Raw genomic sequence first — 21,862 nt, forward strand, 5'->3', positions numbered from 1 at the left:
GTCGTGCACGGTCGGTGGCAGAACCGAACCAGCGCTAATGTCAAAACGGGGGAGGTGGCCGATCGCGTGCCGTATCGTCGATATCTGGCGCTTTGATCGGCTGAACTTGCCCGAGTTGTCACACACGCGAATCGGCATACTGGTCATCAAGATGATACCGCATCATCAAGTAGTCGAGGTGCACAAATTTGCAAAGAGTCGTGCATGCAAACCATGCAGTTGAAGCAAACTAACAAGTGGATAATTCATGAAGGGCGACGATTTAGTCGGACCCTTTTTGCATCGAACTATCTCACAGCGTGTCGTCACAGATGCAATCGCGACTTCACCGGTTTGAACCAGTGCAGTACCACACGGAAAAACGCATTGATTGTCGTGCGCGGGCATATGGAGCGAGAGTCTGTTCGTCATGTGCGGGGCAGCAACATGCGATTGCGTGGGTCCGATATCAGTCGGCATCGGCCAATACTGATATCCGCTCTCAAGAGCGTGCCATATAGGGCGCTCGGATCGCTCGATACGAATCCGAAGTTGCCGATCTTGTCGGCGTCGTCCTTGGTAGTCATCCAGCGTGTCACGAGCATCCTGCCTGTGCGTGGCCGTTAGTATCGATCAGTCAGATCGAGGCATCAATTCAGCGACCTGAAAGGATGACGCCTCTGCTGGTTAGAACCTGCCAGCGGTTGTTTTCGTTCTTGATTTCCTGGATCCGCCCGAGAGCAGGGACATCCTGCCCCGGCACGACCTCAATCACGCCGGTTTTCCCCTCGAGCACTGCGACGCCATCATAGGCGCGGCGCACGTGCCAGCCGGGAATAACTTCGCGTGACGTACTTGGTGGCCGTTGCGCCTGAGGCTGCACCGTGCCGGTGATATCGGCAGTGTTCGCCAGCGTGGCTGCGACCTGTACCGCTTGCGCTTTCTCATCGGCAATGCGTGCAAATTTCGCAGCCAGAGCCGTTTGTTCGCGGTCGGCGCGATCTTGTGCGCGGCTTGCCTGTTCGGCGGCCTGCGTACGGGCAGCTTCAGCGGCAGCGCGACTGCTCGCCACATCGCCGGTCATCTCCGCAACTTGCCGTCGTAGCTGCGCGACGGAATCGCGAATGCTGCGAAGATCCGCATCAGATACGGCTGAAGATGTCATCGGCCGCAGGAGCAGATAGGCAATCGCGCCAGCGGAAACGAGCGTTGACAGGCCGACGACCATCGCCAGGGAGAAGAATGGAGCTTTCCATGCCGGCGATTGTAACGGTCTTGCGACAATACGGGCGGGCGGCACAGTGAAGCGCACCTTTGCCTTGATCGGCTCTTCGCGGGTGGAAATGCGAGCGCGTTGCATATTCGCCCGCGCTTCGCTGGCGAGAAGCTCGTCGATCGCAGCGGCAGCAGCGATATGAGGTTTTGGCGTGGAGTGTAAATTCGGTGATTGCTCACGAAACAGGCTGCCGTTTTCCACAGCGGTCGACTGTGAATCCGACGGTTTCTTGGACATCGTCATGCTGATCTTTGCATTGGTCATGACTGTCTGCAGTGGCAATCAAATCGTAAGAGCGGCGTAACAAGCGAAGCTTGCGCGAAGCCGTCGAGATAGATGTGTGCGCAAACGATCAACCGACGGTCGATCTTCATCGCACGACGATGCAGATTGTTCGAACGATGATGGGGTGCCGTCCGCACCGATATGTCGTGCACAAGAGCGCATAGGAGTTGTGTAGTTATCGGTGTGGTCTTCGTGTGGTCGCGAGATGCTAGCCGCCCATCTCACGATCGTCACGGGGTGGCGATTTGATCGAATAATGGAGAATGGCGCACGCACGATCAATGAGATGCGCGACAATCAAATTAAAGTCGACCCAAAGAATATTGAAATTGATTCGTAAAAATATAGATGAATCGAGCTGCCTCACTCCAAAGTCTATCAGATCAAATCGGTAAATCCGCGCATTGAGTTAAATGCCGTAAATCTTGATAATAGATCGATAGGGGCTATTCATCGGTTGATGAAGTGGCGTTTTAAGAAACCGACACTATTGCCGTGGCCATGGATATCGATCTCAAAAGCCTTCGCGATTACGTGAAATTGTTGAAAGCCGAACGGCAGGATTCGCCGATCGGCAAGATCAAATCTGGCGCGACTGAAATTATTCGAAAGAACCTTCGGGAACTGGAACGGATGCACCGTGAAGACGGCGCGACGTGGACCGAGATTGCTGCGGGCCTTGCTGCGCAGGGCGTTACCCAGGGTGATGGTCAGCCCATCACCGGCCGTCGCCTCACAGCTCTGATGCATAATATCAGGGTGCAGGAAGAACGGAGTCTCGCCCGGGGAAAGGCGCTTGGTGATGCGCCTGATCAGGAGCCGCCCGAGCCACAAGGCACTGCCGACTGAGTCACGTTGCGAATTGTCAAATTCGATCCATTCAAAACGAGTCCCTTGTTGACGACCTTCTGTCACCAAGGTCGTTGGAGTGGATCGATTTGAAAGAGGACCGGCATGGTGCTCCCGCCGCATTGCGGCATGGGCTCTGCCTTTGGCATTCGCTCGACATTGATTGTCTTGTTGGCGCCTGTCCTTCAGCTCCGACAGTTCGGTTATCTGACGTGCCGACGCTCGGCCTTGTCCACCCTGATATGCGATCAGCTTCATGACCAACCAGGTATGGATCCAGTCCGCCGCGCGCTCAGGATGTCATGCTTCATCATGTCCTGTAGAGGATGTGGCTGCAGCGCGTGGTGCACCCAGTTGAAGACATGGAATATGGGTGGTGGCGCGGGGGTCGCTCATCGACTGATCCTGCCGCGTCAGCGGTCGCGGTGCGGAAAGCGAAAATTGGAATGCCCGCCGACCTTCAACAGGTTGAGCAGCGGTCCCCGCCGAGTGTTGTAGATACTGCAGCCGGTGCAGCAAGCGGATGAAGGGTGTCGGATCGCAGGCGGCTTTGGGAGAGGCTAAAAGGCGCCTTGAGGCCAGCTCGCCAAAAACGCTTGCAGACGGGCATGCTGCAGCCTTCTTCGCCCTCGTCAGACGCGCTTTTTTGTTGCATTCATGTCGTGTCGCGCATCAATCCGTGATGGTGATACCCGTTCTATTGCAACTCCCGTGATCTGGCCTCGTCTGTTAAGGAATTCCATCGGTGAGTGCGACGGCAGAAAGCCCAAATAGGACCAGACCGAGAATCCTCGAATTGGGCTCCTGGCACTACTGCAAGGATATCTATCCCGAAGAGACGGATGTGCTTTGGACGGGGGAACGTCCGATCCCTCGCGGGCGAGCGGCGAAAGGCTTTGCCGACTGCACGCCCTGGCGATTCATCAAAGCGATGCGTGAGGCGCGACGCGGGAAATACAACCTGATCATCGTCTATATGCCACTACGCCCGGCGTGGCATCCGCGCTACTGGCTACGCGCTTTCTTCCGGCAGCCGCTTCGCCCGCTCTCCGCGATGACAAGAGTGTTCGGCGTCTCCTGGCTACGATTCGTGAAGCCTCCCGTGCCGATCGCCGTTCTGGATATGAACGACGCCTTCATCGTCGGCTCGCATAACTTTTTTCTGCTCGACAAGGCTACCGCGGCTTTTAAACGCGAGCTTCCCGTCGATCGGTGGCACATTCTCTGCCACTCGGCCCATCCGGCACTTCCGACGCGGCGCATACGGCGCAATCGGCGCTGGAACGAACGTCTGGCGAAGATCCGCCCCATTTCGCTTCCTGCAACAAGGGTCGATACCGATAGCGAACCTCCGGAAAAGACATCTGACGTGTTTTTCGTTGGCGAGGTTGCGGAAAATTCGTGGGTGCGCCGTGCCGGTCTTTCAGAACTCGAGGCGTTGAGAAGCAAGGGTCTCAAGGTCGATATTCCGCATGAGAGGCTACCGCATGACGAGTTCCTGCGGCGGCTTTCCAGCGCATGGCTGGCCTGGTCGCCGTCGGGCTATAGCTGGGAGTGCTATCGAACCGCCGAGGCGGCGCAATGCCTGACGGTGCCGGTTCTCAACTATCCGACGGTCGAGCGTCACGCGCCCGTTCGAGAACACGAGCATGTTCTGTTGTACGACGTAACCCCGGGCAGTCTGTCGGCCGTGATCGAGCGCGGACTGAGCGACAAGCCGCATCTGCGCCAGATGGCACTGGATCTGCGCGAGCATGTTCGCAAATATCATCTGCAGGACGCGATGGTCGATTATGTCATCGACGAGACGCTGCGTGCTGATGGTCGAACGGCTTAACGGAGGCAAAGCTCTGAGGCGCAATCCGTTGGGCTTGACCCCGCAAAGGCCGCCTAGCGCGGCGCGGCAAGATCTGGCGCACCCGACACGATTCGAACGTGTGACCTTTGCCTTCGGAGGGCAACGCTCTATCCAGCTGAGCTACGGGTGCTTGAGCGTCCATTTAGCCGATTGGCCGGGCGGCGGCAACGGCTGGCCGGGGCCGGATTCGGCGAAAATGGCTCGGTTGGAGTGCGCGTGCCCTCTTTCGGGCGACGGTCGCACGTTCGGATCGGGGCGGGATGCGCAGAAGCGCTCGCGCCGCGGGTGTGTGGGGTATTTCGAGGGGGCGAGGGGACCAGGTTGCGCCCCCCGTGATTGTCCCGGAACCTCGTCCATTTGCTCAATCACGCTGTGTTTGGCAGCGGGACGTCCGATCGTGAATGCTGAACCTAGAACAGGAGCCGAGTGACATAACTCCGGCTACCCAGGCGCCGTTCTGCGAACCGACCCAGGCGCCGGCCGTTCCCATGTCGAACATTGGAGGATGTCCTATGAATCCCAACCAGGCTCTTTGGGAGAAAGGTGATTTCACCCGTATCGCTGAGACGATGCGTGCCAGCGGCGAAGCGCTTGTCGCGTCGATAGGGATCACGCGCGGAAGTGATGTGCTCGATCTTGGATGCGGAGATGGCACGACAGCGCTTCCAGCAGCAAAAGCCGGGGCAAATGTCACGGGCGTCGATATTGCACGCAATCTGGTGGAGGCTGGCAACAGGCGCGCGATGGCGGAAGGGCTTACGTGTCGTTTTCAGGAAGGCGATGCGTCGAATCTGAAAGATATCAAGGACGACAGTTTCGATCTCGTTGTCAGCATCTTTGGCGCGATGTTCGCGCCCAGGCCATCGGATGTTGCCAGGGAAATGGTTCGTGTCACGCGGCCGGGCGGCCGGATTGTGATGGGAAACTGGATCCCGAACGATCCCACTCTGGTGGCGCAGATCCTTAAAATCAGCTCGTCCTATTCGCCTCCTCCGCCGGAAGGGTTCGTAAGTCCCATGACCTGGGGTGTCGAGGACAATGTTGTCGAGCGCTTCACATCGGCCGGCATTCCGAAGCCAAATATCTCATTCGCTCGTGACTCCTACGAATTCAACTTTGCCGGAACGCCCGCAAAGTTCGTCGACCAGTTCAGGGCCTATTACGGTCCGACCATGAATGCCTTCGATGCGGCTGAAAAAGACGGTCGCGCCGACACCTTGAAGGGCGAGCTTGTAAAGCTCTTCGAGAGCCAGAACAGAAGCTCTGATCCTTCGGCGACTTCGGTGAAGGCGACGTTCCTGCGCGTGACCGTCCGCAAACCGTGACATGACTGCGAGCGAGCTGCTGTACAGCCAATTTGGCATCGGGCTGTGCAGCAGGAGCGCGATCCCCGTCGTCTTCGCTTTGCAGCATGTGGAAGCACACTTGACATGGATCGCGAAACGATCACGTTGGCCTCAATCAAGTGAACGCCGGCCCAAAATGGCGTCACGACATCAGGGAGGAACCAATGTTCACAAGACGCGGTGTTCTGCTCTCTTCAATCGCGGGGGCTGTCGTGCTCAGCAACAGATTTGCGGTTGGCAAGGCCGCGCAGCCGGCGACGCCGGTGAATTTCCAGGTGCCTGCAGACGCCTGCGACTGTCACACCCATATTCATGGCGATCCCGAAAAATTCCCGTTTTTTGCAGGCCGCGTCTACACGCCGGAACTGGCGTCGCCGGAGGAAATGGCGGCGCTGCACAAGGCACTCGGCGTCAAGCGTGTCGTGATCGTCACGCCCAGCATCTATGGCACCGATAATTCGGCGACCCTGTTCGGCATGAAGGCACGCGGCAACGATGCGCGCGGCGTTGCCGTCATCGATGACAAGACACCGGAGAGCGAGCTCGACGTCATGACGGCCGCGGGCATTCGCGGCATGCGGATCAATCTTGCGACCAGCGGCGTGAGCGACCCCGCCATCGGCAAGCAGCGTCTCCAGGGCGCGATCGAGCGGATGAAGACGCGAGGCTGGCACATCCAGATGTTCACCAATCTGCCATTGGTATCTGCGATCAAGGAGGTTGTTGCCAGTGCGCCGATGCCGCTGGTGTTCGATCATTTCGGTGGCGCGGAAGCCAGGCTCGGGCTGGATCAGCCGGGCTTTGCGGACCTGCTCGACCTTGTCAAAACCGGCAAGGCCTATGTGAAGATTTCCGGCGCCTATCGCGCTTCGACACAAGGGCCAGATTACCCGGACGTCGCACCGCTGGCGAAGGCGCTGATCGCCGCCAATCCGGAGCGGATCATCTGGGGCACCGACTGGCCGCATCCGGATTCGGTGACGCCGGCTGGCAGGAAGCCGACCGAGGTCACGCCGCTCTTTCAGATTGACGACGGCCGCCTGCTGAACCAGCTCGCGATGTGGGCGCCCGACGCGGCACTTCGCAAGACAATCCTCGTCGACAATCCCGCACGGCTTTACGGCTTCTGACCGCTGGCGTCACCTCGCCGCCTTCTTTGTCCCGCAAGAGTTCCGGATCGGCGGAACTCTCGTCTCTGCCAGAGGTTTGCCCCCGACCGCGACGGGCGGTTGAGGGAGGCCCATGCTGTCAAATCTGCAGGTGTTGCGCGGCATAGCTGCCCTTGGCGTGGTGTTCTTCCACACCGGCTACAAGTTCGCGGGCGATTGGCACACCGAATTCTTCGGGGTCTCCACCTTCTTCGTCATCTCCGGCTTCATCATGTGTTTCATCACCCGGAAGGGTGATGACGATTTTCTCGCCAAGCGCCTGGAGCGGATCGCACCGCTCTATTGGCTGTGCACAGCCGTGCTTCTTGTCGTGATGTTCGGATCTGCGCTGCTTGAGGCAGAGACATGGGCAAAGCCGTTGGATGGCCGTTCGTCCGAGCCGCTCTGGGCCTATGTCGGCCGCAGCCTGATGTTCGCGCCGATCGGTGACAAATATCCGATCCTGAATGTCGGTTGGTCGCTGAACTACGAGGTGTATTTTTATCTGATCTTCGCAGCCGCGCTTGTGATCAGCCGCCGTCTGGCGCCGCTGATCGTTGTCGGATGCCTGGTGGCGTTGAACTATGCCGCGGCCGCCGTCTGCACGGCGGCTGCCTGCCACTATCTGTCCTTCGACTATACGAAGTTCTTCATCGCCGGGATCGCGATCTTCTATGCGTTGCAGGTTTTTGCTCCCGCTGCACCACAACGCTCCATTGTCTGGATCGGCGCCGCACTCGTCACACTCTGCTATGGGTCACAATTCGTGGGACCGCTATGGGCAAACAGCGTCACGCCGTCGGTCTATATGGCGCTCGCCGCAGCCGCGCCGGTCGTGATTGTCGCCAGTGCGCTGTTTGTCGAATATGCCGGCGGTGCCATAACCTGGCAGCCGCTTATTCTGATCGGCAATGCGTCCTACGCCATCTATCTCACGCATCCGATCGTTTTCGACGTCATGAAAACAGGTAATGAGCGATGGCTTCAGCTGCCAACGCCCGAAGCATCGACAATGATGATGCTGTGTTATGTCGCCATAGCCGGCGGCGCGGGCATCATCGTGCATCTCACAATTGAAAACCCACTGCTTCGCGTGATCAGGCGCAGGCGGCAACCGGGCATCAAAACACTCGTGTCAGGCAGTGGGCTTGATGCTGTGGGTCGACAGCATCAAGCCGCATAGGTTCTGCCTCAGCTCCGGATCATATTGATCGAGACGTCGCGGATCTGGCCTTTGGAGCTGATCGAGACCAGCTGCTTGTTGCCCTTGGTCGTCAGCGTCAGGTTGGCGGCGAAGCCGGCGGCCTCGACGAAAACATCGATCTGGCCACCGCCGGCGCTGCCCTGCAGATTGCCGAAGATATTGCGGCTGGCTTCGCCCCAGGTGCCGGTCACCTGATTACCCTGGCTCTTTACGTCGCTGCTGAGTTCGAACTTGTAGCTGTCGCTGGCGCAGCGGAGGGACTGTTTCAGCGCGGTACCGCCGACGACGTTGTAGGTGGCGCGGCAGCGAATTTGTTCGGAGGAGCCATCCGACAGCGACACGGTGCCGCTGCCGCTCCACGATCCGTCAAAGCCGGCAAAAGGGCTCGCCGACTGGGCCTGGCTCGCCGTCGCCGACAGCATCAGGATTGCGCCGACAGTGGCGGCCTTGAGGGTGTGTCCGATCAGATTTGCGCTGAATGAGGTCATGGTGATGGCTTTCTGTGTCTGGGGATATCGGAGGGGAGGGGTGCGATCAGGCGCGACGCGTGAGCGTCAGATAGGCGAATTTCGCGGTCGCCGTATCTGGGGCGATCTGCGCGCCGTTGTAGGAAAAGGTGCCGATACCCGGCAGGTCGTTCATCGCGGTGCCGGAGAATGACGGGCCGGCAAAGGCGAACGAGAAGGCGACGATGAAACCGATGATGCGCATCTGACTGTCCCCGTTGGGCGGCGCTGTGTGCCGCTTCGTTGGACAGATGGATAACCATGCCCGGTTTCAGGCGGTCTGCGTCGAGGTAGATAATGGTTTCGTCGGGGGATCGTTTTGTTTCGCCGCGCGCCTTGCCACGAAACACAAAAAGGCCGGCGCAGCGGTGCCGCCCCGGCCTCGATTGGGCTCAACCCGAGTGGATCAGGTGTTAGTCGACCGTCAGGATCACGTTGGAAATCGGGCGCGCATTGCTGGTTTTCACCGGCTGCAGTTCGGCGGCGATGGCGGCGTCGTAGCTTGCGATCGTCGGCAGCGTGTCCTTGGCGCGGATATGCACGACCTTGTAGCCGCCGGCCTTGAGCTGGGCGAGCAGGTCCGGCACGGCAGCCGCAGACCACTTGTGCAGGTCGTGCATCAGGATGATGCCCTTGCCCTTCTTTTTCAGCTTTTCCATCACCGAAGCGACGAGCTTGCCGGCATTGTGGATGCGGAAATCCTCGGAATCGATGTCGATGGAGAAGGCGGCGATGTTGCGTTCGGCGAGATAGGCCTTCAGCTCCGCATTCTGGCGCAGCTGCGGGAAACGGAAGAAGGGTGACAGCGGCCGGCCGGCCATCAGCGTGATGGCGCTGATGCCGCGCTCGATCTCGTCCTTGGCTTCCTGCGGGGTCTTGGTCGCCAGATTCTGGTGCGACCAGGTATGGGTACCGACCGAATGGCCAGCCGCGATCACCTGCTTCAACACCGCAGGATGCCAGGTGGCATGCTTGCCGATCGGGAAGAACACGGCCTGAACGCATTGCGCGCTGAGCGCCGCCAGCACGGCGGGCGTCGTCACCGGCCACGGGCCATCATCGAAGGTCAGCACGACTTCGCCGGGCTGCAGGAAGTCATAATCGCGATATTGCGACATGCCGAGGCCGGGGCCGCCGGTGGTGTCGATCTGCACGGTGCGTGACACGCCGAGCGCGTCCGGATTGTTGCAGACGGGCTTGGCGATGGCCGGGCGTTTTTCAACGGCTGGAGCGGCGGGCATCGGCGCGGCAGCCGGTGCAGCTGCGACGGCCTGCACACGCGGCGGCGGTTCGATTGGTGCGGTCGAGTTCGACTTCGGCGCGCGCGTGTCGATCGAGGCTGTGGTGAGCTCGCCTTTATCGGCTTTGGCGCTGGTCTGAGCACCGGTGGGCCCGAAGAAATGCCAGGCGCCAGCGCCCGCGGCGACAACCGCCGTGAAAGAACCTGCAACGATCAAAAAAGGAAGCTTACGCATAATCACTCCGGCGCCCGAGGCCCACCTCGTTTCACCATTGAGCGAAATAGTTAATCACGCGTATGCGCGGCGCACTCTCAACGAGAAAATTTGAATTTGTTCAACGCAATGCGCGTCAGGCCGGTACGATGACCTTGCCGATCGGCCATAGCGCGATGCCGGCGAGCTTCAGATGTGCCCAGGCAAAGGGAATGCCGACGATGGTGATCGCCAGGGCCAGCGCTGCCAGGAGATGGCCGATCGCCAGCCACCAGCCGGCCAGTACCAGCCAGATGATGTTGCCCAGCAGGCCGAAGACGCCGGTGCCGATGTCGCCGCGGCCGGTGACGGCCTCGCGGTCAACGGCGCGCTGGCCGAACGGCAGCAGCGTATAGGCGGCGATATTGAAGGCGGCGCGGGCCCAGGGCAGGCCGATGATGGTGATGGCCATGACAACGGCCGCGATCAGCCAGCCGACCGCCATTCCCAATCCGCCGAACACGATCCAGAGGATATTCAGAAACAGCGGGACGACGGGCATGGGGGCTCTCTGGTGATGCGTAGCGCGTGGTTTTCAGTCCCTTAACAGATGGGATGTGGTTACGGGATGACAATGACGGGGAGAGGGCGGTGCCTCAATAACCCCGGCCGCCGGAGCGGGAATAGGCGGGGCGGGCATCTGCTGCCGGACGAGCCGATGATGCGCCGCGCAGGTCGCTACTGGTGCGTGCCTGTGGCTGCAGTTCTTCCAGAAAAATCGGCTTGGAGAAATAATAGCCCTGCGCATAGCGGATCTTGGTCGCGGCCTGAAGATAGGCCAGTTCCTCGAAGGTCTCGACGCCTTCGGCGATCACGGTCATGCCCAGCGCCTCGCTGAGCGACTCGATGGCGCGGAGGATGCCCTGGCTGCGCGGGCGCTTGTGGATGTCCGTAATGAAAGAGCGGTCGATCTTGATCTCGTCGGCGGTGATATCCGCCAGCGCCGACAGCGACGAATAGCCGACGCCGAAATCGTCGATGGAGATGCCGACGCCGAGCGCGCGGAACATCGGCAGGATGTCGTCCTGGAAATGCGTCTTGGCGACGAATGCGTCTTCGGTCACTTCGACCATGAAGCGCGTCGGGCAGCCGGTCTCCTCGATGGCCCTGGCAAAGGCGCGCATGAATTCCGGGTTGCCAGCCTGTTTGGCGGCGACGTTGATGCTGATACTGGCGGTGGCGCCGAAGGTCTCGTCGATCAGGTCGATCGACTTCATGATCTCGGCGAGCACCAGATGGGTGAGCTCGTCAATCAGGCCGAGTTCGACTGCCAGATTGATGAAGGTGCTGGGTGCCTGGATCACGCCATCGTCGTTACGCAGCCGCACCAGGGCCTCGATACCCTTGATCTCCAGGTTGCGGATATCGACCTTCGGCTGAAACGCGCAGCAGAACCGCTTGTCGAGGATCGCCAGCCGCAATGACTGTTCGGTGGCCATGCGGGTCAGCGCCTCGCTCTCCATGCTGGAGTCGAAGAACACCGCAGCGCCCTTGGTCTCGTTCTTCACGCGATACATCGCGATATCGGCGTTCTGATGCAGCGCGTCGTAGTTGCGGCCGTGTTCGGGATAAAGGCTGACACCGATCGAGGCGGAGGCGAATACTTCGGAGCCGTCGATGAAGAACGGCGCACGCAGCCGCTGCACCAGCAGCTCGAGATATTCGGCGACCTCCTGCTGGCTCTGGATCGGGTTCAGTAGCAGCAGGAATTCGTCACCGGAGATGCGCGACAGCATGTCGGTGCCGCGCAGGTCGAGCGCCAGCCGCTTGGCGAACTGTACCAGCAGCGCATCACCGACGCTGTGACCGTAATAGTCGTTGATGTGCTTGAAATTGTCGATGTCGAGGAAGGCCAGCGCGAAATGCGATGTCTCGCCGGAATGGCCAATGATGTCGCCGACATGTTTTTCGATCACGCGCCGCGTCGGTAGATCGGTCAGCTCGTCGTAATAAGCGCGACGAAACAGCTCTTCTTCCATCTCTTTCTGCCGGCTCACGTCGGTGGCGCTGGACAGCAGCACGCTTCGATCACCGATACGCGCCGGACGATGCGTGGTTAGGAACACGCGCCTGTCGCGTTCGGAATTGACGCGTTCCTCGAACACCGCGGAGCGGCCGGACTGCAGCAGGTCGAGTGCAGTCGTGCGCCGATGCGTCAGTGCCTGCACCAAAAAATGCGATTGCGGATCGGGTCTGTTGAATTGGTCTGCCGATGCATTGAACTGGATTGCCGCGGCGTCATTCACCAGCAGAAAGTCGCCCTGATCGTCTTGCACAGTGACGGAGGCCGGCAGCATGCGTACGATCTCGCGCAGCATCTCCAATTCGCGTGCGGCATCGCTATCCACGAATCCGGTAGCAGCCTCGGTGGAAGAGGTTGCGGTCGGGCGGTCGCTGTCCATTGGAGAGGCCGACGAGCTTGGGGCGGATGCGTTCTGCATGATGGCCGAGCCTCGCAAAACGCCTTGTCGATTTGGTTAAATCGGTTCGCAAAACGCGGGTAGTTGTGTAAATGCCGCGCGATTTGGAGCGGCAGCGGTGCTGACGTCATTAACAAAGCGTCAATGACGGCGGCGAAAGCGCCAGATTGCTCAATGACGGCCTGTACGATCATTCTCATGATGAGCCTTTGAGCAAAACAATCTGAGTGTAATACGCCGCGATCTCAGCATGAAATTCTCCACTCAGTCGCGCTGATCGACGGTCGAGCTCTTGCATTCCAACCCACGCGGTTGTGATCGCCGCAGGATGCAGGATTGGCGGAGAAAAATGCGCTGCATATGCCCGGAAGTTTGAAAGGAACGCCTCGTCATTGACGTAAGTCACAGTGCGCGCGTCGCTATTTTCCCGGGCCACTCGACAGACTTATGTCATGACACCATCCTCTCGCGGTGCCGCAATGGTCGCCCGATGCGAGAGAGACGTCACCGATGAGCAATCCATCCAAAGCCAATGTTCTCTGGTTCCTGCCGACCCACGGCGATGGACGCTATTTGGCATCGACCCATGGTGCGCGCGACATCGACTTCAAATATCTCCGTCAGATCGCGCAGGCCGCCGATCAGCTGGGCTATTTCGGCGTGCTGCTGCCTACGGGGCGCAGCTGCGAGGATTCATGGGTGGTCGCATCCGCTGTGGCCCCGTGGACCGAACAGCTTCGCTATCTCGTGGCCGTCCGGCCGGGCCTGCAATCGCCGAGCGTCGCCGCGCGCATGACCGCAACGCTGGACCGCGTCACCAACGGTCGCCTCCTGATCAATGTCGTGACCGGCGGCGATCCGGTCGAGAACAAGGGCGACGGCATTTTCCTGCCGCATGACGAGCGCTATGCCGTCACACGCGAATTCCTCAACGTCTATAACGACCTGCTGGCCGGCAAGACCGTCAATGTCCAGGGCAAGCATATCCAGATTGAAGACGGTCGCCTGATCTTCCCGCCGGTGCAGTCGCCGCGCCCACCGCTGTATTTCGGCGGCTCGTCGGATGCCGGCATCGATGTCGCGGTGGACACTGTCGACAAGTATCTCACCTGGGGCGAACCGCCCGCGCTGGTCGCCGAGAAGGTTGCGCGCGTCAAGGCTGCTGCCGAAAAGCGCGGCCGCAAGCTGTCTTTCGGCATCCGTCTTCATGTGGTCGTGCGCGAGACCAACGAGGCGGCCTGGAAGGCCGCCGACGAACTCATTCAATATGTCACCGACGACGTCATTGCCAACGCGCAGAAGACATTGGCGCGGCAGGACTCCGTCGGTCAGCAGCGCATGATGCAGCTGCATGGCGGTCGCCGCGACAAGCTCGAAATCAGCCCGAACCTCTGGGCCGGTGTTGGCCTCGTACGTGGTGGAGCCGGTACGGCGCTGGTTGGCGATGCGCAGACGGTGGCGGCGCGCATCAAGGAATATCAGGACGTCGGCGTCGATACATTCATCATGTCCGGCTATCCGCATCTCGAGGAGGCCTATCGCTTCGCCGAGCTCGTCTTTCCGCTGCTGTCGCTGCAACAGCACGACAACGTCACATCGCTACGCACGCGCACCGGCCCGGTCGGTGAAATCGTTGCCAATGAGCATCGCGCGCAGAGCGCCTCGTAATTCCGACAGGCACCCATCATGAGCATTGTTGAAATTCTTCCCCGCGTTCGCAGTTTTCGCCTGCCGCGCATCGATGGCCTGACCCAATGGATCGTGCCACTGGTCATCCTGCTCGTCTGGCAGGCCGCTTGCGTGACCGGTTATGTGCCGGCACGGGTAATGCCGGCGCCGACCGATGTTGCCTTGGCCGGGTGGAAGCTGCTGGTCTCGGGCGAACTCGCCCAGAATATCTGGGTGTCGTTCTGGCGAGCGTCCGTCGGCTTCCTGATCGGCGGCAGCATCGGCTTTGCCTTCGGTCTGGCCAACGGTCTGTCCCAGCTCAGCAGCAAGCTCACGGATACGACGCTGCAGATGGTGCGCAACGTGCCGCATCTGGCGCTGATCCCGCTGGTCATCCTGTGGTTCGGCATCGATGAATCGGCCAAGCTGTTCCTGGTCGCGCTTGGCGTATTCTTCCCGATCTATCTCAACACGCTGCACGGCATTCGCACGGTCGATCCGCAGCTGATCGAGATGGGCCGCATCTATGGCATGCGCAATAGCGAGCTGTTCCGCCGCGTGATCTTCCCGGGCGCGTTGCCGTCGATCTTCGTCGGCGTGCGCTTTGCGCTTGGCATCATGTGGCTGACGCTGATCGTGGCCGAAACCATCGCGGCCTCGTCGGGCCTTGGTTACATGGCGATGCAGGCGCGCGAATTCATGCAGATCGACGTCGTCGTCCTCAGCATCCTGATCTATGCGCTGCTGGGCAAGGTGGCCGACAGCGCCTCGCGCGCGCTGGAACGGCTGACATTGTCCTGGCACCCGGCTTTTCAGAAACATTGAGCGAAATTCGGAAGCGAGAATTTGAAATGACCGCGCAACAGTCCCTTCGCCTTAGCCATGCCGATGCTCAGGTCATCGATGCGCCCGTCGATTTCGAACAGGCCCTCGCCACGCAAGCGCGGCGTCCGGCCGAGCAGAAGTCCCGTGGTCTGTCGCTCACCATCCGCGGTCTCCGCAAATCCTTCGGCAGCAATGAAGTGCTGCGCGGCGTCGATCTGCATATTCCTGCCGGCCAGTTCGTGGCCATTGTCGGCCAGAGCGGCTGCGGCAAGAGCACGCTGCTACGCCTGATCGCAGGCCTCGACGCGCCGACCGCCGGCACGATCAGCTTTGGCGAGGAAACCCGCGCGGAGGACATCCGCGTGATGTTTCAGGAACCGCGCCTGTTGCCATGGGCCAGCGTGCTCTCGAATGTGGAAGTTGGCCTGGGGACCGACCGGACATCGGCCGATGCCAAGGCGCGTGCCGAAAGTGCATTGACGGAAGTCGGTCTCGCCGAGAAGCGCGATCAATGGCCGTCCGTGTTGTCTGGCGGCCAGAAGCAGCGTGTCGCGTTGGCGCGGGCACTGGTCAGCCATCCGCGTGTGCTGGCGCTCGACGAGCCGCTCGGCGCACTCGATGCGCTGACGCGTATTTCGATGCAGCAACTGCTCGGCCGCGTGTGGCATGACCAGACCTTCACCTCGATTCTCGTGACGCATGACGTGTCCGAGGCCGTGGCGCTGGCGGATCGCGTGCTTGTGATTGAAGACGGCCGCATCGCGCACGATATCAATGTCGATATCGCCCGGCCGCGGCAGCGCGGCTCGGCAGATCTTGCGGCGCTGGAAGGTTCGATCCTGCGCAATCTGCTCGGCCCGGGAGCCGACGCCACTGGCTTGTGAGACTATTGTGACCTGCGAGGCTGCCATGAATTCCGTCGTTCGTAACATCACCGTCGATCGCGAGATTTCTTCCGATCGCGAGGTCTCTTCGCAAGAATTCCGTGGCGCCATGCGGGTGCTAGCCGGCGGCGTCAGTGTGATCACCGTCGGGCGTGGCAAGGACATCACCGGCATGACGGTGACATCGGTCTCGTCGCTGTCGGTCGAACCGCCGACGCTGATCGTCAGCGTCAACAGGGAGTCGTCGTCCTGGCCACTGCTGCAGCGCTACGGCGCCTTCGGTGTCAACATTTTGTCGGCTGATCAGCTCGACGTGGCCGAGCGATTTTCGGGCAAGGGCGGATTGAAGGGCGCAGAACGTTTCGTTGGCGCGCAATGGGTTACCCGGGCAACCGGCGTGCCGCTGCTGGCCGGCAGCCTTGCGGCAATCGACTGCGACGTCGAGGAAGTCATCGAGCGCCACTCCCACGCCATCGTCATCGGCCGCGTCCGCGATGTCATCACCTCGGTCCCGCACACCGCGCTGACCTATTGGGACGGGCAATATGTGGCGATCGACCAGAACGAAGATAATCTGAAGCTCGCCGAAGTCAGCGTGCCCAGCATGCGGGCACTGCGCGAAATCTGATCCATAGATTGTAGGGTGGGTTAGCGCAGCGTAACCCACCGCCGGTGGCGCAATACGCTTTGCTATTGTGCCCTACGTGGGATTACTTCGTCAGCAATGCAAACGAGCCGTTCCAGTCCGCTGGTGGCGGGGTCTCCTGATAGGCGCGGATGCGCTTCTCATAGAGGTCGTAGAGCTTCTCGAGCGCATTCGCGACATCGGAATTGCGGCCGCGCTCGACGGCGTACAATGCGCCGTCCCAGTCGCGACTACGATAGCAAGCCAGCATTTCGATGGTCAGGTTGCGCAGTGTCTGGAAGCGCTCCGAATGCGTCACGTCCTCACGTCCGGCGATGGCGTAGATCACTTCCGGTTCTTTCTTGCCCTTCACCATGATGAAGTCGAGTTCGAGAATGGCGAACTTGTCCTTGACGGCGAGCGCGGTCTTCGAGCCGACGATGATCGGAAAGCCGTATTCCTTTGACTGGCCTTCGAGACGCGAGGCCAGATTGACGCTGTCGCCGAGCACCGAATAGTCGAAGCGCAGATCCGATCCCATATTGCCGACGACGCAGATGCCGGTATTGAGGCCGATACCGACATTGATCGGTATATAGACGTGGCCGCCGTTCTCGGCCTCGGTCTGGCGCAGTCTGTTCAGCGCGTCGATGCGATCCAGCATGTCGAGCGCGGCGTGGCAGGCATTGATCTGGTGCTGGTCGTCGTCGAGCGGTGCATTCCAGAACGCCATGATGGCGTCGCCCATATATTTGTCGATGGTACCCTTGCGATCGAGGATTGCATTGGTCAGCGGCGTCAGGAAGCGGTTCATCAGCGTGGTCAGGCCATGCGGATCGTGCTTGTAGGATTCCGAGATCGTAGTGAAGCCGCGTACGTCCGAGAACATGATGGTCATTTCGCGCTCCTCGCCGCCAAGTACCAGTTTCTCCGGCGACTGGGCGAGCTGAGCCACCAGCGCCGGCGACAAATACTGGCTGAAGGCCGAGCGGATGCGGCGGCGCTGCGCCTGCTCGCGCACGAAATTGCTGAAGATCAGCGTGAGATAGATCAGTGTGGTCGAGAGCAAGGGATAGGTGAAGTCGATCAGCAGGCGGTGCTGCGTGTAGAAATACCAGGATGTACCGGCGAGCAGCGCCGCAAACACGGCGCCCATGATGATAAGGGTGACGGGGCCGAACATCGGGGCGAGCCAGATCACGATAACGCCGAGAATGATCGCAATGCACAGTTCGGCGCCACGCGTATAGGCGGGTTGCGACAGCACGGTCTTTGTGAGCGCACTCTCCAGCACCTGCGCATGAACCTCGACGCCGGGAATGACCGCATCGAGCGGTGTCGTCTTGGTATCGAGCAAGCCGACCGCCGAGGTACCGATCAGCACCAGATGCCGTGCGATCGCCTGAGGTTGCACAGTGCCGTCGAGGACGTCGGCGGCGGAGACATAGATGCTGGGATCGTGCTTGGCGAAATGCACCCACAGCCGTCCTTCACTGTCGGTCGGAATTTCGAAGCCTCCGACGCGGATGCTCTTGATGCCGGCGCTATCGGACTTGACGAGGATCGTGTCGGCGCCCGAGGCGACGCGCAGCATCTCGAAGCTCAGCGAGGGCATCGTCACGCCCTGGGTCAGCATCAGCATTGGCACGCGGCGCACGATCCCGTCGCGTTCGTTGCGGATCGAGAACAGGCCGCGGCCTGCGGCAGCTTTCTCCAACACGTCGATATTGCGTAACAGTCCCGGGAAATCCACCATGAAACGCTGCGGCTCGCCGCCAAGAGTTGCGAGGCCGGTGGTCGGCAACGCCTTGTCTAGGCCCGGAACCTCATAAGGCAGGCCGGATTCGCCGAGCACCACGCGGGATCGCCTGATGGCGTCGGCGAATACCTGATCGTTACTCGGCAGCGTCTTCAGTCGGGCCCGCAGATCGTCGTCGAGGCCGGCAAAGCCGTCGGCAGCCAGCGCCGGATTCAGCCGGTCCGGCTCGGGGAACACGATGTCGAAGGCGATGACGACAGCGCCGAGTTGAGTCAGCCGCGTTACCAGTTGTGCGAGCAGCGTCCGTGGCCATGGAAACTGGCCGTACTTGGCGATGCTCTTCTCGTTGATATCGACGATCGTGACGGGCTTCGCCGTTTTCATGCGCGGCTGGATCACTTGATAGGTATCGAAGACGCGCAGCCGCAATTCCTCGATGGCGGGCGGGTCAGCGATGCGTAGCAGCGCGAGGCCCAGCAGCAAGACAAGACAGAATGCGCGTGCCCAACCGAACCGCCGCGCCAGCCGTGTCACTCGCCGCATGCGCTTCATGGTTGGCGGGTCATTTCTCGCGGAAGGCGCGCATCAACTGATCGCTCAGCGGCTTGGCGAGATAGGACAGCATGGTGCGGTCGCCGGTCTGCACGAAGGCTTCGACAGGCATGCCGGGGATCAGGCGCACATCGCCGAGCTTGGCGACTTCCGATGCCGGCATCGAAATCCGGATCGTGTAATAGCTCTGCCCGGTGCGCTGATCCGTTGTCGTATCCGGCGAGACGCGGCTGACGGCGCCGTTGAGCTCGGGCGTGGTGCGCTGGTTGAAGGCGGAGAGTCGCAGCAGCGTCTTCTGGCCGATCTGCAGCTTGTCGATATCCTGCGGATTGACCCGGGCTTCCACCGACAGATTGTCGGTCTGCGGCACGATGAGCATGATGGCGTCGCCGGCGGTGATGACGCCGCCGATGGTGTGCACGGTGGATTGCAGCACCATGCCGTCCTGCGGCGCGCGAATGTCGATGCGGCGCAGCTGGTCCTCGGCAGTGACCTTGCGCTCGACGAATTCGCCGATCTTGTCATTGGTCTCGCGCAGATCCTTGGAGACCTCGCTGACGAGATCCTTGTCGATCTGGAAAATCTGTAGCTCGATCTCGGTGATCTTGCCCTTGGCCTGGGCGCGGGCGGCGATGAATTGCGCGCGTTCGCCGGCGAGGCGCGCGGCGTCGCGCTCCAGCACGGTCAGGCGCGAGATCTGCACCAGCTGCTGGTCGAACAATCCGCGGACGCCGACCAATTCCTTCTCCACCAGCGCTATCTCGCGGGTCTTGGCAGTTTCCTGCGCGGTGAGGCCGGCGATCTCCTCGTTGAGCTGCGCAATGCGTTCGCGCAGCTGCTGCTTTTGGCCGACGCGGCCGGTCGAGCGCACGTTGAACAGCTTGGTCTCGCTGGCGATGACATTCTTCACGTCGTCATCCGCGATCTGCTCGATAAGCTGCGGTGGAAACGTAATACGATCGACGCCGCGCTGCTCGGCTTCCAGCCGCGCCGCGCGTGCCCACAATCCGTTGAGGTTCTTGGTGACGATGGCGAGGCCTGCCTTGGTGACGGTGTCGTCGAGACGCACGACGACATCGCCGGCCTTTACCAGGTCGCCGTCGCGGGCGCGCACTTCGCCGACGACGCCGCCGGTCGGGTGCTGGACTTTCTTGACGTTAGAATCGACGACCACCGAGCCGGGCGCGATCAGGGCGCCGGAGATCTGCGCCGTCGATGCCCAGCCGCCCAAACCGCCTGCGAGCACGAGCACAACAACGAGGCCGATAATGAGGTGGATTCGGATCGAGCGGCGCGATCCTGTCAGCGGCGTAGTCATGGCTTGGCTACTCCGCCGTCGGCGACGATCTTGATCGGCTGTGCTGCCGGGCGCTGCAGAACCTGACCCAGCACGGTCTCCTTCGGTCCGAAGGCCTGCATACGACCATCCTTCAGCACCAGCAACATGTCGACGCCTTCGATGCCGATCGGCCGATGTGCAACCACGATGACGATCGCGCCGCGCGTACGAGCCGCGCGCACGGCCTTGGTCAGCGCTTCATCGCCTTCGGTGTCGAGATTGGAATTCGGTTCGTCCAGAACGATCAGGAACGGATCGCCATACAGTGCGCGCGCCAGCGCGATGCGTTGCGCCTGACCGGCGGACAGAACGCCGCCGTGATCGCCGACCTGCGTATCATAGCCTTCGCGCATACCGACGATGAGGTCATGGACGCCGGCCTGCCTTGCCGCAGTGATGATGTCGTCATCCTTCGCGTCGGGATCGAAACGGCAGATATTGTCGGCAATGGAGCCTGCGAACAGTTCGACATCCTGAGGCAAATAGCCGATGTGGCGGCCGAGATCGTCCGGCGCCCATTGGTCGAGCGCCGCGGCGTCGAGCCGGACATGACCGCGCACCGGCTTCCAGACGCCGACCAGTGCGCGCAGCAGCGATGACTTGCCGGAGCCCGACGGTCCGATGATGCCGAGGCCGTTGCCGGCCGCGAGTGCAAACGTGATGTCGCTGACCGTGATCTTCTGCTCACCCGGCGGTGCGATGCTGACGCCTTCGATCGTCAGTTTCTGCGACGGGTTCTGCAGCTGAGTAACAGCTGCCTGATCCGGCAAGGCGTATAGAAGCCCGTTGAGCCGATGCCAGCTCTGCCGGGCGGTGACAAACCCCTTCCAGTGCGCGATCGCCAGATCGACCGGCGCCAGCGCGCGGGCGCTGAGGATCGAGCCCGCGATGATGATGCCGGCGGTGGCTTCCTGATTGATCACGAGATAGGCACCGACGCCGAGCACCGCCGATTGCAGGATCATGCGCATGACCTTGGCGATGGCACCGAGACCGCCGGCCACATCGCTGGTGCGCTGGTTGCCGGCCAGATAGGTCTCGTTGGCCTCGCGCCAGCGTTGCGTCAGACGCCCGGCCATGCCCATCGCGACGACGACTTCGGCATTGCGCCGGCTGGCCGAGGCAATGCCGCTGCGGCGTGCCGCAAGACCGTTGGCCTCGCGCGCAGGTTCGCGAGTCATGATTTCCGTGAGGATCGTCAGGCCTACCAGCAGAACTGCGCCGACCAATGCGGTGACGCCGATCATCGGATGGAAGGCAAAGCAGATCGCCAGATAGAGCGGCAGCCATGGCAGGTCGAACAGTGCGCTCGGCCCCATGCCGGAGAGGAACGAGCGGACGTTATCGAGGTCGCGCAGCGGTTGCAGGCCTTCGTTGTGTCCGCCGGCGAGGAGGGGCAGTCGCACCACGGTCTGGAACACGCGAGGGCTCAGCGCCTCGTCGAGCGAACTACCGATCCGCACCAGAATGCGGCCGCGCAGCAGGTCGAGAATACCCTGAGCCACGTAAAGGCCGCCGGCCAGGACGATGAGACCGACGAGAGTCGGCACGCTGCGGCTTGGCAGCACACGGTCATAGACCTCGAGCATGAAGAACGAGCCGGTCAGATACAGGATATTGATCATGCAGCTCATCAGCCCGACGCCGAGAAAGGCGCCGCGGCAGGCCCGCAAGGCATCGCCAAGCTCGGTCCGCGCCGGCAGGCTGGAGGTTCGTGACAGGCCACGCTGCATCGTCAAACCTTTGCGGATCATGCGGACGGTCGCTCGTCAGGTACCAAGCGCCACCCCAAGCCCCGATCTGACAGCCATTATGCCATCAGTCAGGCGACTTGTGCAGGTGCTGT

Annotated in this window: 17 protein-coding genes, 1 tRNA gene and 1 pseudogene; 8 read left to right on the forward strand and 11 right to left on the reverse strand. The window is 61.1% G+C overall.

The features are described from left to right. Positions 1-634: 634 nt before the first annotated feature. Together AB7951_RS29270 and AB7951_RS29275 are read right to left on the reverse strand one after the other, a co-directional pair. On the reverse strand, positions 635-1,519 hold the full coding sequence (locus AB7951_RS29270) for a hypothetical protein (protein WP_120287529.1): 885 nt from the start codon (positions 1,517-1,519) through the stop codon (positions 635-637). 471 nt (positions 1,520-1,990) lie between these two features. After that, a complete protein-coding gene (locus tag AB7951_RS29275; protein ID WP_147421587.1) occupies positions 1,991-2,647 on the reverse strand; it encodes a hypothetical protein in 657 nt (218 codons plus the stop codon). 538 nt (positions 2,648-3,185) lie between these two features. On the opposite strand from AB7951_RS29275, the gene AB7951_RS29280 reads away from it, so the two are divergent. Beyond that, the gene (locus tag AB7951_RS29280) at positions 3,186-4,226 is read left to right on the forward strand and encodes a glycosyltransferase family 1 protein (RefSeq protein WP_120287528.1); all 1,041 of its coding nucleotides are present in this window, start codon (positions 3,186-3,188) and stop codon (positions 4,224-4,226) included. A 74-nt stretch (positions 4,227-4,300) separates the two neighbouring features. Here AB7951_RS29280 and AB7951_RS29285 read toward each other — a convergent pair. Then, positions 4,301-4,377, reverse strand: a tRNA-Arg gene (locus AB7951_RS29285). A gap of 382 nt (positions 4,378-4,759) precedes the next feature. Here AB7951_RS29285 and AB7951_RS29290 point away from each other — a divergent pair. The 3 genes from AB7951_RS29290 (at position 4,760) to AB7951_RS29300 (ending at position 7,924) form a co-directional block, all read left to right on the forward strand. Next, positions 4,760-5,572, forward strand: coding sequence for a class I SAM-dependent methyltransferase (locus tag AB7951_RS29290; RefSeq protein ID WP_120287527.1), 813 nt, complete (start codon positions 4,760-4,762; stop codon positions 5,570-5,572). A gap of 185 nt (positions 5,573-5,757) precedes the next feature. Next, complete coding sequence (locus AB7951_RS29295; protein ID WP_120287526.1) at positions 5,758-6,723, forward strand: amidohydrolase family protein; 966 nt, start codon at positions 5,758-5,760, stop codon at positions 6,721-6,723. Between the two features lie 112 nt (positions 6,724-6,835). Then, the gene (locus AB7951_RS29300; protein ID WP_120287525.1) at positions 6,836-7,924 is read left to right on the forward strand and encodes an acyltransferase family protein; all 1,089 of its coding nucleotides are present in this window, start codon (positions 6,836-6,838) and stop codon (positions 7,922-7,924) included. An 8-nt stretch (positions 7,925-7,932) separates the two neighbouring features. Here the strand turns inward: AB7951_RS29300 and AB7951_RS29305 are convergent, their stop codons facing one another. The 5 genes from AB7951_RS29305 to AB7951_RS29325 form a co-directional block, all read right to left on the reverse strand. After that, complete coding sequence (locus AB7951_RS29305; RefSeq protein WP_120287524.1) at positions 7,933-8,433, reverse strand: hypothetical protein; 501 nt, start codon at positions 8,431-8,433, stop codon at positions 7,933-7,935. Between the two features lie 46 nt (positions 8,434-8,479). Beyond that, a complete protein-coding gene (locus AB7951_RS29310) occupies positions 8,480-8,656 on the reverse strand; it encodes a hypothetical protein (RefSeq protein ID WP_170849619.1) in 177 nt (58 codons plus the stop codon). Between the two features lie 208 nt (positions 8,657-8,864). Continuing rightward, the gene (locus AB7951_RS29315) at positions 8,865-9,926 is read right to left on the reverse strand and encodes a polysaccharide deacetylase family protein (RefSeq protein ID WP_120287523.1); all 1,062 of its coding nucleotides are present in this window, start codon (positions 9,924-9,926) and stop codon (positions 8,865-8,867) included. A gap of 115 nt (positions 9,927-10,041) precedes the next feature. Next, a complete protein-coding gene (locus tag AB7951_RS29320) occupies positions 10,042-10,446 on the reverse strand; it encodes a YccF domain-containing protein (protein ID WP_093757646.1) in 405 nt (134 codons plus the stop codon). Positions 10,447-10,540: 94 nt separating this feature from the next. Next, positions 10,541-12,346, reverse strand: a complete 1,806-nt coding sequence (locus AB7951_RS29325; RefSeq protein WP_439062020.1) for a putative bifunctional diguanylate cyclase/phosphodiesterase — start codon at positions 12,344-12,346, stop codon at positions 10,541-10,543. A 528-nt stretch (positions 12,347-12,874) separates the two neighbouring features. Between AB7951_RS29325 and ssuD the strand changes: the two genes are divergently transcribed. The 4 genes and pseudogenes from ssuD (at position 12,875) to AB7951_RS29345 (ending at position 16,369) form a co-directional block, all read left to right on the forward strand. After that, a complete protein-coding gene (gene ssuD, locus AB7951_RS29330) occupies positions 12,875-14,032 on the forward strand; it encodes an FMNH2-dependent alkanesulfonate monooxygenase (protein ID WP_068730429.1) in 1,158 nt (385 codons plus the stop codon). A gap of 18 nt (positions 14,033-14,050) precedes the next feature. Then, a complete protein-coding gene (gene ssuC / locus AB7951_RS29335) occupies positions 14,051-14,857 on the forward strand; it encodes an aliphatic sulfonate ABC transporter permease SsuC (RefSeq protein WP_068729785.1) in 807 nt (268 codons plus the stop codon). Positions 14,858-15,096: 239 nt separating this feature from the next. Beyond that, positions 15,097-15,741 (forward strand): annotated as a pseudogene (locus AB7951_RS29340) (ATP-binding cassette domain-containing protein); the annotation flags it as partial. A gap of 25 nt (positions 15,742-15,766) precedes the next feature. Next, on the forward strand, positions 15,767-16,369 hold the full coding sequence (locus tag AB7951_RS29345; RefSeq protein ID WP_120287521.1) for a flavin reductase family protein: 603 nt from the start codon (positions 15,767-15,769) through the stop codon (positions 16,367-16,369). Between the two features lie 82 nt (positions 16,370-16,451). On the opposite strand, the gene AB7951_RS29350 is transcribed toward AB7951_RS29345, so the two are convergent. Genes AB7951_RS29350 through AB7951_RS29360 form a run of 3 tightly spaced genes read right to left on the reverse strand, consistent with a single transcriptional unit; the run spans position 16,452 to position 21,749 of the window. Then, positions 16,452-18,677, reverse strand: coding sequence for an adenylate/guanylate cyclase domain-containing protein (locus tag AB7951_RS29350; RefSeq protein WP_120287520.1), 2,226 nt, complete (start codon positions 18,675-18,677; stop codon positions 16,452-16,454). A 10-nt stretch (positions 18,678-18,687) separates the two neighbouring features. Beyond that, positions 18,688-19,995, reverse strand: a complete 1,308-nt coding sequence (locus tag AB7951_RS29355) for an HlyD family type I secretion periplasmic adaptor subunit (RefSeq protein WP_093757640.1) — start codon at positions 19,993-19,995, stop codon at positions 18,688-18,690. Beyond that, the gene (locus tag AB7951_RS29360; RefSeq protein ID WP_120288067.1) at positions 19,992-21,749 is read right to left on the reverse strand and encodes a type I secretion system permease/ATPase; all 1,758 of its coding nucleotides are present in this window, start codon (positions 21,747-21,749) and stop codon (positions 19,992-19,994) included. Before AB7951_RS29360 ends, AB7951_RS29355 begins: the two co-directional genes overlap by 4 nt. Positions 21,750-21,862: the final 113 nt, after the last annotated feature.

This window comes from Tardiphaga sp. 285_C5_N1_2 (assembly GCF_052076065.1).
Lineage (GTDB): Bacteria > Pseudomonadota > Alphaproteobacteria > Rhizobiales > Xanthobacteraceae > Tardiphaga > Tardiphaga robiniae.